This window comes from Streptococcus salivarius (assembly GCF_000785515.1).
In the GTDB taxonomy this organism is placed as follows: Bacteria; Bacillota; Bacilli; order Lactobacillales; family Streptococcaceae; genus Streptococcus; species Streptococcus salivarius.
This window is the reverse complement of sequence record NZ_CP009913.1, coordinates 326,430-339,080: the sequence shown is the minus strand read 5'-3', so window position 1 is coordinate 339,080 and position 12,651 is coordinate 326,430. Positions and strand designations below refer to the sequence as shown.

General features: G+C 40.7%; 12 protein-coding genes. 3 read left to right on the top strand and 9 right to left on the bottom strand.

Annotated features, from left to right (window positions below):
- The first annotated feature begins 116 nt into the window (after positions 1–116).
- From rsmG to SSAL8618_RS01740, 3 genes are all read left to right on the top strand, one after another.
- Positions 117–830, top strand: a complete 714-nt coding sequence (rsmG, locus tag SSAL8618_RS01750) for a 16S rRNA (guanine(527)-N(7))-methyltransferase RsmG (protein ID WP_038675301.1) — start codon at positions 117–119, stop codon at positions 828–830.
- 68 nt (positions 831–898) lie between these two features.
- Entirely contained in the window at positions 899–2,263 is a 1,365-nt protein-coding gene (locus SSAL8618_RS01745) for a TrkH family potassium uptake protein (RefSeq protein ID WP_080730925.1), read from the top strand.
- 39 nt (positions 2,264–2,302) lie between these two features.
- Positions 2,303–2,974 carry a potassium channel family protein gene (locus tag SSAL8618_RS01740; RefSeq protein ID WP_014633599.1) on the top strand — a complete coding sequence of 224 codons (672 nt, stop codon included), beginning with the start codon at positions 2,303–2,305 and terminating at the stop codon, positions 2,972–2,974.
- Positions 2,975–3,062: 88 nt separating this feature from the next.
- Here SSAL8618_RS01740 and SSAL8618_RS01735 read toward each other — a convergent pair whose 3' ends face one another.
- The 9 genes from SSAL8618_RS01735 to SSAL8618_RS01695 form a co-directional block, all read right to left on the bottom strand.
- Positions 3,063–3,893 (bottom strand): energy-coupling factor transporter transmembrane component T family protein, encoded by an 831-nt coding sequence (locus SSAL8618_RS01735; protein WP_002886584.1) that lies wholly within the window; start codon positions 3,891–3,893, stop codon positions 3,063–3,065.
- The gene (locus SSAL8618_RS01730) at positions 3,886–5,562 is read right to left on the bottom strand and encodes an ABC transporter ATP-binding protein (RefSeq protein WP_038675292.1); all 1,677 of its coding nucleotides are present in this window, start codon (positions 5,560–5,562) and stop codon (positions 3,886–3,888) included. Before SSAL8618_RS01730 ends, SSAL8618_RS01735 begins: the two co-directional genes overlap by 8 nt.
- Before the next feature lie 65 nt (positions 5,563–5,627).
- On the bottom strand, positions 5,628–6,173 hold the full coding sequence (locus SSAL8618_RS01725; RefSeq protein WP_038675290.1) for an ECF-type riboflavin transporter substrate-binding protein: 546 nt from the start codon (positions 6,171–6,173) through the stop codon (positions 5,628–5,630).
- Between the two features lie 9 nt (positions 6,174–6,182).
- Positions 6,183–7,031: an SAM hydrolase/SAM-dependent halogenase family protein gene (locus tag SSAL8618_RS01720; protein ID WP_038675289.1), complete on the bottom strand. Its 849-nt coding sequence runs from the start codon at positions 7,029–7,031 to the stop codon at positions 6,183–6,185.
- A 150-nt stretch (positions 7,032–7,181) separates the two neighbouring features.
- Positions 7,182–8,390, bottom strand: coding sequence for a serine/threonine transporter SstT (gene sstT / locus SSAL8618_RS01715; RefSeq protein ID WP_038675287.1), 1,209 nt, complete (start codon positions 8,388–8,390; stop codon positions 7,182–7,184).
- 122 nt (positions 8,391–8,512) lie between these two features.
- A complete protein-coding gene (locus tag SSAL8618_RS01710) occupies positions 8,513–9,205 on the bottom strand; it encodes a methionine ABC transporter permease (RefSeq protein WP_013990052.1) in 693 nt (230 codons plus the stop codon).
- A complete protein-coding gene (locus SSAL8618_RS01705) occupies positions 9,205–10,272 on the bottom strand; it encodes a methionine ABC transporter ATP-binding protein (RefSeq protein WP_013990051.1) in 1,068 nt (355 codons plus the stop codon). Before SSAL8618_RS01705 ends, SSAL8618_RS01710 begins: the two co-directional genes overlap by 1 nt.
- On the bottom strand, positions 10,265–11,638 hold the full coding sequence (locus SSAL8618_RS01700; protein WP_002883790.1) for a M20/M25/M40 family metallo-hydrolase: 1,374 nt from the start codon (positions 11,636–11,638) through the stop codon (positions 10,265–10,267). The genes SSAL8618_RS01705 and SSAL8618_RS01700 overlap by 8 nt, the downstream gene beginning before the upstream one ends.
- A gap of 60 nt (positions 11,639–11,698) precedes the next feature.
- Positions 11,699–12,601 carry a MetQ/NlpA family ABC transporter substrate-binding protein gene (locus SSAL8618_RS01695; protein ID WP_014633605.1) on the bottom strand — a complete coding sequence of 301 codons (903 nt, stop codon included), beginning with the start codon at positions 12,599–12,601 and terminating at the stop codon, positions 11,699–11,701.
- Positions 12,602–12,651 lie beyond the last annotated feature (50 nt).

The window sequence follows — 12,651 nt, the reverse complement described above, 5'->3', positions numbered from 1 at the left end:
TTCACAGCTAATGAGAAACTTATTCAGACCTAGTTTCCATCTGTCTTATAGCGTTAGATGAAAGCTCTTAATTATGGTAAAATAAGAGCATTGAAACTAGATAAAAGGAATATAAAATGACACCTGAAGATTTTTACAAGGCTTTGAAAGAACTAGGGTTCGATCTCAGCCAAAAACAAAAAGACCAATTCCAACGCTACTTTGAGCTCTTGGTAGAATGGAACGAAAAGATCAATCTTACTGCAATCACAGAAAGAGACGAGGTCTACCTCAAACATTTCTACGATTCCCTAGCTCCTGTTCTCCAAGGACATATTAAAAATCAGACTATTCGACTTCTCGATATCGGAGCTGGAGCTGGATTTCCAAGTCTCCCTATGAAAATCCTTTGTCCTGAACTTGATGTGACTATCATTGACTCTCTTAATAAACGCATCAATTTCCTTAATCTCTTGGCCGATGAACTTGAGCTCAGCGGTGTTCACTTCTATCATGGACGGGCAGAAGATTTTGGACAAGACAAGGCCTTCCGTGCTCAGTTTGATATTGTAACTGCCCGTGCTGTTGCACGCATGCAGGTTCTCTCAGAATTGACCATTCCTTTCTTAAAGGTGGGTGGACAACTTATTGCACTTAAAGCTACAGCAGCTGACGAAGAGCTAGCCGATGCTAAAAATGCCTTGAACTTGCTTTTTGCCAAGCCTGTTCTCAACGAGAACTATAAACTGCCAAATGGGGATGGACGTAATATCACCATTGTCGATAAGAAAAAAGAAACCCCAAATAAGTACCCACGTCGTGCTGGGATGCCTAACAAGAAGCCGTTATAACGTTTATCCAAGGATGTTTCTTGCTCCTTGGATTATTATTTATTCTTATGATAACTCGGAGGTTTTCATTGATAAATCGTCTTTCTGTCACGCAAAAGCTTGTGCTCAGCTTTGTCTTTGTCATTATAGTGGGGAGTATTTTACTTAGCCTTCCCATAAGCCACTATGCTAACAGTCCAGAAACAAGCTACCTAGACCATCTCTTCAATACTGTGTCAATGGTCTGTGTAACTGGACTTTCTGTTGTCCCGGTCAGTAAGGCTTACAATGGTCTCGGTCAAATTTTCTCTATGCTTCTCATGCAGACGGGAGGACTTGGGCTCGTCTCTCTTATAGCCTTTAGCACCTATACCCTGAAAAATAAATTAGGACTGAGTGATCAAGATCTCCTTCAATCCGCACTTAGCAGGGACAACCAAAAAGATTTGAAAGCTTATCTTTTTAAGGTCTATAAAATTACATTTTCTATTGAAGCTTTGGCAGCACTTGTAATTATGACTGATTTCATTCCTCGTTTTGGACTTGGTCACGGCATTTTTAATAGTCTCTTTCTAGCTGTCTCTGCCTTTTGTAATGCTGGATTTGACAACTTGGGTTCTAACAGTTTACAGGATTATGCAACCAATCCAACCATTAACCTTGCTGTAGCTTTTCTCATTATGTCTGGAAGTTTGGGATTTGCAGTTTGGATTGATTTGATTCAACTATTAAGACGCTATATGACAGATCGTCCTAGGAACTGGAAATTAGCTTGTAGACCTTTCAGCAATCAAAGCCGTCTTGTTCTTATAAGTACAGGCTGTCTCCTCTTAGGAGGAACACTACTTGCTTGGTTACTGGAAATGGATAACTCTAAGACAATCGGTACTCTCAATGTCTGGCAACAACTTCTGGTAAGTTTCTTTCAGACTGTAACCATGCGTACCGCTGGCTTTGCAACTATTTCCTATACCAATGTCGATTTCTCCACAAATCTTCTTTTTATGATTCAAATGATTATTGGGGGTGGTCCTGGAGGAACTGCGGGCGGTATCAAGGTGACAACTGCCACTATCATGTTCCTGCTTTTTAAGTCAGAGCTATCTGGTAACTCGAGCGTTGTTTTTCGAAATCGTATTATATCTAATAAGACTGTTTTGCAAGCATTCACAGTCATCCTCTTTTTCCTAACAATGCTCTTTGTCGGCTATGTTATTTTGCTGGAGACTAATCCCACACTATCGCCCCTAGGCCTACTTTTTGAGAGTGTGTCAGCCATTGCTACCGTTGGTGTTTCAATGGATTTGACCCCTAATCTAAATACTCTAGGACGACTCGTTATCATGTCTCTGATGTTCATTGGCCGTGTTGGACCTATCACTGTTCTCTTGAGCTTGATGACCAAAAAAGAAAAGCATGTCTCTTATGCCCCAACTGATATTTCAGTTGGCTAAACAATTTTATTCATTGACAACATTCTGAAAGGATTTTATATGAAAACACAAATTATTGGGGTCCTCGGTTTGGGAATCTTTGGACAAACCATTGCAACCGAACTCTCCTCTTTTGGACAAGATGTTATTGCCTTAGATAATAATGCTACAACAATTGATTCCCTTGCTGATCAGGTGACTAAGGCTGCTGTTGGGGACATTACTGACATTGAATTTCTACGTTCTGCTGGTATCGATACTTGCGACTCAGTCATTATTGCAACTGGAGAACACCTAGAATCGTCTGCGCTAGCGCTCTTGCAGTGCAAAAAACTTGGTATTAAGAATATTATTGCCAAAGCTACGAATAACAATTATGAGGAAGTCCTTTACGGAATGGGTGCTAACTGGGTCATCACCCCTGAACGTAGCACAGCTAAAGAATTGGCTTCAAATATCCTCCGCTATAACATATCAAATGTTTTTCATTTAGAGGACGACGTAGCTTTAATTGAACTTAAAATTCCTAGTGAATGGGCTGGAAAGTCCTTGCATACTTTAAATCTAAGACAAAATTATAACGTCAATGTTATTGGTTTTAGAGATGAGAAAAGTGGCAAGTTAAACACTCACTTTGACCCAAGTAAGAAACTACCTGATGAAGGAATCATCCTAGTTGTCGCTGACAATCGAACACTAGAAAAATTTGATTATTTAGGATATTTGAAATAACAAAAACGTTCCAATCTCGTTCATATGGACAAGACTGGAACGTTTTTAGTTGTGCTTAATAGCATACTTTTACTAAAAGCCAAGAATATCATCCCCATGGATTGTAAAAACGACCATGATTTAGGAAGATTAATCCTATACTAATTCCCAATAAAAGAATAGCTGACACGATGACAAGGTAATCTTGTTTCATCAAAGATTTATGCACATACCAGGTACGTTTTTTATAGCGACCAAATCGACGTAGCTCCATGGCTGTCGATATGGTATCAATTCGTTCGAGGGATGAAAAAATTAGAGGAAGAACAATTTGGAGATTCCCGCGAATGCGTTTGACCAATCCCGCCTTTTGCGACAAATCCAAACCACGAGCCTCCTGAGCCTTACGAATCGTAAAGAATTCTTCTTGGACATCTGGAATATAACGCAAGGTTAAACTAACGGAATAGGCAAATTTATAAGGAATCCCAATCTGATTAAGACTAGCCGCAAACTGACTTGGATGGGTAGTCATGAGAAATAGGATGGCAAGAGGAACCGTTGAAAAATACTTAAGCAATAGATTTGCAAGGTAAAAAAGCTCCTGACTGGTTAGATAGAAACGCCCCCAGCCTTCAATAAGAACTGTCTTTGCCCCGTAAATTTCTTCACCATAACCAGGTGCGAAAAGGTAGACCATAAGTAAATTAAAGAGGGCAATGGATCCAATAATCTTAACAACAAAAGAAATATCTCGCCAACGAATCTTAGCCAAATAAAAGAGATAAATGGAAAGTAAGCCTACTGCTAGGATAAAGCGTGGATCATAGGTTGCCATACAGGCAACTGAAACCAAGATAAAGAAAAGCATCTTACTTGCCCCAGACAAATCATAGAGGAAACCTTGACCTGACTGATAACCAATTAAACGATTAGACATTAGGGCCTCCTTTTTCAATATAATACTGGGTTACTTCTACTGGATCACTTGACAATTTCTGACCCAAAGTATAAAGAGAGGTCTGCTTGAGATTAGCTGACTCTAGTAAATCCTTCTGATTAAGAATTGTAACAGGCTTGTCGTCTGCAATGACTTTCCCCTCAACCACAACGAGACAACGGTCGCTATATTCCAACATGAGCTGCATGTCATGGGTAATCATCACAATCGTATGACCTTGCTTCTGAAGACTGTCCAAGAAATTCATGATATCTGTGTAAGTCTTGTAATCTTGACCAGCTGTTGGCTCATCCAAGATAATGATTTCAGGTTTCAAAACCAAGATAGATGCAATGGTCACGCGCTTTTTCTGACCAAAGGAAAGCGCAGAAATGGGCCAGTTACGAAAACTATAGAGACCACAAGTCTTCAAGACCTCATGAACACGCTCTTCAACCTCAGCCTCTTCAATCCCTCGCAAACGCAAACCAAGAGCCACCTCATCAAAAATCATAGTTTGGCTAATCATCTGATTTGGGTTTTGCAAAACAAAGCCTATACGTTCTGAACGCTCGGCAATGCTATCCTGACTAATATCCTGACCCTTGTAAGTTAATTTCCCTTGACTAGGGACAAAACCGCATAGAGCCTTGGCAAGCGTCGACTTCCCAGCCCCATTTTTACCGACAATCGCTAGTCGCTCACCCTTTTTCAAGCTAAAGGACAGATCCTCTATGATTGCTGGATTATCTCCATAGGAAACACTAAGCCCCTCAACCTTCAAAATAGAGTCACTCAAACTGTCTCTTTTATCCTTCAAAATTCTGTCTGGCAGAGCAAGGTCAGATAAGTCTAAAGCATCCAATTGACTAAGATTTTGTGCACGCCTTGTGTCAAATCCCAACTGACGTAAAACCGTCACATATAGAGGTTCGCGAATCCCATTTTCTAGCAAGAGTTTGCTCGATAAAAGCTCATCTGGGCTACCATTAAAGAGGAGCTCTCCTTCATTGACCAGTAAAATGCGGTCAACGGGACGATAAAGAACATCTTCTAGGCGATGTTCAATAATAATCGTCGTAGCTCCCACCTCCTTGTGGATCTTATCAATGAGATCAATGGTTTCCTGTCCTGATTTAGGATCTAAATTTGCCAGAGGCTCATCAAATAAAAGAATAGGACTCTCATCAATCAAGACACCAGCCAAACTGACTCGTTGCTTTTGGCCACCTGATAAATCTTGAGGGCGGTGATTCAAAAGGGAGGTCAAGTCTAGACGCTCAGCCCAAAGGGCTACCTTATCTTTCATCTCACTTTGATCAGCACAATCATTCTCCAAGGCAAAAGCCAAATCCTCGGCTACTGTTAGGCCAATAAACTGACCATCTGGATCCTGCAATACCGTCGATACCAACTGTGACTTATCATAGATAGATTGCTTAAAAATATCCTGACCATCTATCCTTACCTGCCCCTGTGCCTTGCCCCCATGAATATTAGGTATGATACCATTGAGACACTGGGCCAGGGTCGATTTTCCGCTACCAGAAGGCCCTAAGATAAGGACTTTCTCGCCCTTAGCAATATCAAAGCTGATATCTTTAAGGGTCGCTTCTGCTTGCGCATCATATTGAAATGTAAACTGATTAAAACTAATGTATTTATCCATGTTTCTACTAAAAAAGAGAGGAGATATCACAATAAGCTGACAATCCCACTCTCCTATAACTTATACTAGTCTTTGGTAAGACTACCAGATTGTGTACGTGAGCTAGCATAGATAGCAAGAAGGAGGGTACCCCCAATCGCAATCGTAATAAAGTTAGCTACGCCAGCTACAAAACTTTGTGCATAAAGGTATGACCAAGCTTGTGCAAATTGGAGTCTGTCACCAATAGGGGTAACGATACCATAGGCAATAAGAAGAGCCAATGCTTGCGCTAGGTTAAACCAAATCATGCTCATCAAAGAGAACTTGCCAGTTGTGACGTCATATTTTTTACTAAATAGACCAATCACAAGACCTGTAATAGCACTTGCAAGTACCCAAGCCCATGAGATATTTCCGTATTGAATGCCATCTTTAAGCGCATGCCCAATAAAGCCCATAAAGAAACCTGTAATAGGCCCAAAAACAACTGAGAATAGTGCTTGAACAGCATACTGAAGTTGGATGCTAGTGTTCCCAAAAATAGGAATATTAACAAACATACCAATGATAATAAAGAGTGCTGCACCAATACCTGTCGCAACTACTGTACGAATTGAATTATTCTTCATAATCTTACTTTAATCTCCTAAACGTTTAATTTCAATGTGCCAGTTAGAGCCTACACCAATATTATATGCCTTGGCAAAAGACCCTTGGTTAATGGCTAAACCGACACGATAGAGGGAATTGATATAAATAATTGGTTGACCAATACGAACATCCGCAAATGATTTTCCATAGGTAACCTGATTTTGATAAACCAACATATCATTGTTAAAAATGGTCACTTCAAATCGATCACCAAAGTTTGGTTCCAACGCGTAAAAGTCATCACGTGTGATAGAGGTCCACAGAGAGCCGAAACGAATGTCCAAAATGTCAATCGCCCCACGAACCAAATTATCCTCTATGATGGTTTCAACCACTGGAAGTTCTAGAATTTTGTCCACAGGTAACTCAGGACCAACTTCTTCAAAACTGATATGACCAGAAGCTAATTTGGCACCTGTATAGGCATAAACATCACGACCATGGAAGGTATAAGAAAGCTCTGTATTACTACGACGATTCTCAACCTCGGAAATCTCACGAACAGCCTCGATTCCAACAACCTTCTTGATATAAGAAAGTGTCCCGTTATCTGGTGTGACGATATATTGCCCCGTCTTTGTTAAGGCAACCACACTTTTACGTGAGGAACCTACACCCGGATCAACTACCGAAACAAAGGTTGTCCCCTCAGGCCAGTATTCAACGGTCTGAAACAGACGATAGGAAGCCTCAAAAGTGTTGTAGGGAGTAATATCATGTGTCAGGTGATGAACTCCCAAACTAGGTTCTTCTTGAAGGGCCACACCAATCATGGCCGAAACGGCACCGTCAACCAAACCAAAATCTGATTGAAGCACCAATAAATTATTAGTCATAAATGTTTAACCTTTTCTCTTTGAACGGTTTATTTTACCATATTTTATGGGCTTTTTAAATATGATAGATTCTTGAGCTAGCTATAGTCTTTGACTATGTTTTCTCTAAAATCAAAAAGCCAGCCAAATAGGCCGACCTTATATAATTAGCTATACTTTCTTCCAACGGCTCTTTTCTGCTACTGCTGTAAAGAGAACGTCCGTTGAAGAGTTAAGGGCTGTTTCACAAGAGTCTTGAATGACACCTACGATAAAGCCGACACCGACAACCTGCATGGCCAAATCATTTGAGATACCAAAGAGGCTACATGCTACTGGCACTAATAGGAGGGAGCCTCCAGCAATACCCGAGGCACCACAAGCAGAAATAGCTGAAACCACACTAAGAATGAGTGCTGTCGCAAAATCGACCTGAATTCCCAAAGTCGTTACTGCAGCAAGCGTTAGGATATTGATTGTCACGGCTGCTCCAGCCATATTAATAGTTGACCCCAAAGGGATAGAAACTGAATAGGTATCAGGATTCAAACCAAGATCCTTACAAAGTTGAAGGTTAACTGGAATATTGGCTGCTGACGAGCGAGTAAAGAAGGCTGTAATCCCAGAGTCTTTCAAACAACGGAAAACTAGTGGGAAAGGATTTTTGCCCATCATCACAAAAGCAATGATTGGATTAACAACCAAGGCAACAAAGGCCATTGTTCCCACTAAAACAAGGATTAGGACCCCATAATCTGCCAAAACACCAACACCATTCTCAGAAATAGTATTAAAGACAAGACCAAGGATACCAAATGGGGCCAAGTTGATAATCCAACGAACGATTTGTGAAGTCACTTCTGCCAAGGTATTAAGCAAATCCTTCGTGTGATTGCTAGCTGCTCGCATGGCAAAACCAAAGACAACTGCCCATACCAAAACACCAATATAGTTAGCTTGAGCCAAGGCATTGACAGGGTTATCCACCATCTTAAGCAATAAATCTTTAAAGACTTCTCCCACACCTTGAGGTGCTGTCGCTTTAGTCGCTGCAGCTGCTCCCAACTTCAGAGAAATTGGAAAAATATAGTGAGAAATAACTGCCGTCAAAGCAGCCGCAAAGGTCCCAAAGAGATAAAGAACAATAACTGTCTTCATGTTGCTTTGTTGACCTTCTCGCGTTTGGGAAAGGGCATTGGCAACCAAGGCAAAGACCAAAAGTGGGGCAATTGCCTTCAAACCACCAACAAACATGTCTCCTAAGAGACCAATAACCGTAAACTTAGGAACAAGCAAACCAAGCACAGCACCCACTACCACACCAATGGCAATGCGCTTAATTAGACTGGTTCTATTCCAAGTTGAAATAAAACGTTTCATAACTCATTAACTCCTTTTTTATGGTTAGTCAACCATAAAGCATTCGATAGCTTCCATACTATGATAAATATCTGAAATCGTCAAGACATGAGAAAAGCCTGTAGCAAACAGGCTCTCAAATCCTATTTATGACTCAATTTACGAGTCAAGAAATCACCCAAGAATTGGATAAGGAAAATCAAAATCAAAATCAAGAAAGTTGCCAAAATGGTAACTGATGTACTTGAACGGTTATATCCATAGTAGATGGCGATGTAACCTAGACCACCTGCACCGATAGCACCGGCCATGGCAGTTTCACCGACTAGGGAAATCAGAGTTACGGTTGATACACGAACCAACTCAGGTAGCCCTTCACTAAGGTAAACCTTAATCGTATCCCAAAGTGTTGCACCACTAGCTTGTGCTGCTTCAATAACGCCTCGGTCAAGATCTGCAAGTACCACCTGTACTTGACGTGCAAAGAATGGGAAGGTTGCAGCTGACAATGGAACCAAGGCAGCTGTCATACCAAGGTTAGTCCCCACGATAAAGTAAGTGAAGCCTTTCAAAATCGCCAAGAGGATGATGAAAGGAATGGCACGGAAGATTGAAGTGATTTTATCCAAGATTTGGAAAACAAATTTATTTTCAATAACGCCACGAGGACCTGTCAATACCAAGAAGAGCCCCATAACAAGACCAAGAAGTCCCCCAATGATGAAGGAAATAACCGTCATGTAGAGAGTCGCATAGATGGCGTCTGGCCAAGAATTAACCCCCTGCATACCGATACGATAAATATCTGGAAAGTTTTGTTGAATCCAATCTGCCATTATTGGGCTCCTTTCTTAAGTACTTGCAAGCTGACACCTGCATTTTCAATCGCTTTTTGAGCAGCAAGAACCTGATCCGCTTCACCATCCAAGACAACGACCAATTCACCAACAGGAGTATCACCTAGAATCTCAACGTTACCATAAAGGATGTTACTTGAAACTCCGTACTCTTTGAAAAGTTCGGTCAAGAGTGGCTCATCTGTTGAAGAACCAGCATATTTAAGTTGAACGAGAAGGGCTGAGCTTGGTAAGTTTTTCACCAAAGGTTGTGCATTAATCTTAGCCAAGGCATCTTCAATCCCTGCTGCAGTTTCAATAAATTCTTGTGTCAAATCTTCTTGAGGATTTGAGAAGATATCAAGAACACTGCCCTCTTCCAAAAGTTGACCATTTTGCATAACGGCAACACGGTTACAAATATCTTTAACAATTTGCATTTCGTGGGTGATCATAACCACTGTCAAACCAAGTTTTTTATTCAAATCCTGCAAAAGTGAAAGAATTTGCTTAGTTGTTTTAGGGTCAAGGGCTGATGTAGACTCATCTGAAATCAAGATTTCAGGATCATTAGCCAAGGCACGCGCAATCGCTACACGTTGTTTTTGACCACCTGACAATTGTGCAGGATAGTTTTCCGCACGATCAGCCAAATCAACCAATTCCAAAAGACCACGAATTTTTTTGTCTTTCTCTTCATTGCTTAGTTTAGAATGACGAAGAGCAAAGGCTACATTTTCATAAGCCGTCTTTTGAGCCATAAGGTTAAAGTGTTGGAAAATCATCCCAATCGTTTGACGTTTCTGACGCAATTCTTTTGTCGACAATTGGACCTTACCATCTGCAAAAGTCACATCTTTACCGATAGTGATTTTACCAGCGGTAGGCACTTGCAAAAGATTGATCGCACGCACAAGGGTAGATTTACCAGCCCCTGAATAACCAACAATTCCGTAAATATCACCTTTTTCAATCTGGATAGACACATCCTTAACCGCTTGAATAGTGCGGCGTTTCTGCGTAAAGGTGATATCAATATTTTTCAAATCAATAATGACATTACTCATAACTTGCAATTAACTCCTTAATTAGTTCAATGTGGGTGTAGTAATCTGCTAAGCTAACATTTTCATCCCCACCATGGTCACGACTATTAGCATTCCCTATGCCAAAGGCTGCCATTGGTACACCCAAAGCCTGATGAATCATATGCATAGGCCCTGTACCTGCTGCCGTTGGAAGCACAGCAACGCCTTCTTCATAAAAGCCTTTTGCTAACTCAATAACATTGACAATAGCTGGATCAGACATATCACTTCGATAACTTTCTTCACCAAGAGTGAAGGTTACCTTGATACGGTCAAATCCTTCTTTTTTGAGGTGTGCCTTGATACACTCCAAAACGTACTCAGGCGTCAAGCCAGGGACCAAACGCATTTCCATCTTAGCTCTTGCTTGAGCTGGTAAGATAGTCTTAACCCCTTGCCCCTGATAACCTGTTGAAATGCCTTCAATGGATAGGGCAGGTTCAAAATAGTAAGTTTTTAAGAAAGCTCGGCGGTCACTTTCTAAAATGGGTAGTTTTAAGCCGTAAATCTTACGAAGACTATCTGCATTTTCAATGGCATAAGTTTCGATAAGATCCATCTCTCGTTCGTTTGGTTGGACAATCTTTTCATAAATGCCGTCAATAAGGATACGTCCCTGATCATCTCTCATGCTTGAGATAGCATTGAGCAAGTACCATGAAGCCGATTCAATCACGGCACCAAATTTAGAATGAATATCAACATCAGCACTCTCGACAGACAAGTCAAAGGTAATAATTCCCTTGTTGCCCCCTGTGATTTCCAATTGACCTTTGCTATTTCGATTTCCTTGCTCCCAAACCAATAGGTCTGCTGGAAGCAGGTCATCTCGGTATTTTTCCAAATACTTTTCAAGGTCGGTTGATGCAGATTCTTCAGCGCCCTCCATCATAAACGTAATATTTACAGGAAGGTCGCCAACCTCTCGAATATATTTCCGAAGGGCTGTCAGACGAGCTGTAATATGCCCCTTATCATCATCAACACCACGACCATACATGTAGCCCTTACGAACTGTCAGACGGAAAGGCTCATCTGTCCATGGCTGATCATTATCCGCAGGAACCGTATCATAGTGTTGGTAGAAAATAATTGTTTTCGCATCTGGATTTGGACTCTTAAATTTTGCCAAGACAAAAGGTGCCGTATAGGTCTCGTCAATTGTCACCTCTGCGCCAACACCAGAGAAAATCTCACCAAGGTAAGCAGCCACATCATAGAGACCAATATTTTGAGCAAAAATAGATTTTTTAGAAATCAAAGTCCGCAAAACTTCAAAATAGTGCTGAGCAATTTCATCGTTACGAAATTTTCGTAACTGCTCTTCTTCACTTGAAAATGCCATCAAATCGTCTCCTTCATACACGACAAAATGGCGTGCTCTCACACGCCCTCTGTCCTTAGCTTATTTCTTTGAATTAGCTTTCAATTGATCTTGTGTTGGGGCACCTTTCCATGCTGGAAGGTCAACCTTGTTAGATGCATCATAGATGATTTGTGCTACTTCATCGTTTTGGTAGGCTTTAATCAAAGTCTTGATAGCATCAGCTTTATTTGATTTTTCCCAATCTTTATTAGCTGCAATGATGTTAACCCAATCTTTCAAATCTTGACTTGGTTCTTCTTGGAAGAGAGTTGTATCATAGTTAACGTTTTGTTGTTGTGCGTATGAGTTATTAACAACCGCTGCATCTACTGATGAGAGAGTTTGGGCAGCTTGTTCAGCTGAGATTTCTTTGATATCCAATTTCTTTGGATTCTCAGAAATGTTCTTGATAGTTGCCAATTCACCATCTTTAACATCCAACTTAATCAAACCAGCTGTTTGAAGAAGTGTCAAAGCACGGCTTTCGTTTGTACCATCGTTAGGTACTGAGATTGTAGCTCCTTCTGGAAGCTCTTTAACATCTTTATACTTAGCTTTTCCGTTTTCAGTACCTGAGAAAAGGTGGATTGGGCTAAGAAGTGTGTCAGCTGCCGCAACAACATCACCTTTATTTTCTTTGTTCCAGTTGTTCAAGAAATAAATGTGTTGGAAAGCATTAACATCGATTTCACCGTTTTTAAGGGCTTCATTTGGTTGGTTGTAGTCTGTAAACTCTTTCAACTCGATAGTAACACCCTTGTCTTTAGCCAATTCTTTGACTTTATCCCACAATGGCTCAGTTGTATCATCCAAAGTCATGATACCAACTGTCAAAGTTTTATCATCTTTAGCTGATTTATTACCACCAGCACCACAAGCAGCCAAAGCGACTGTTGAAGCGACTGCCAATCCTGTAATTCCGAGAATTTTTTTTAGTTTCATAACGAACTCCCTTTAATTGTTTTAAGTATAAAATTATTATCCCATAGGAT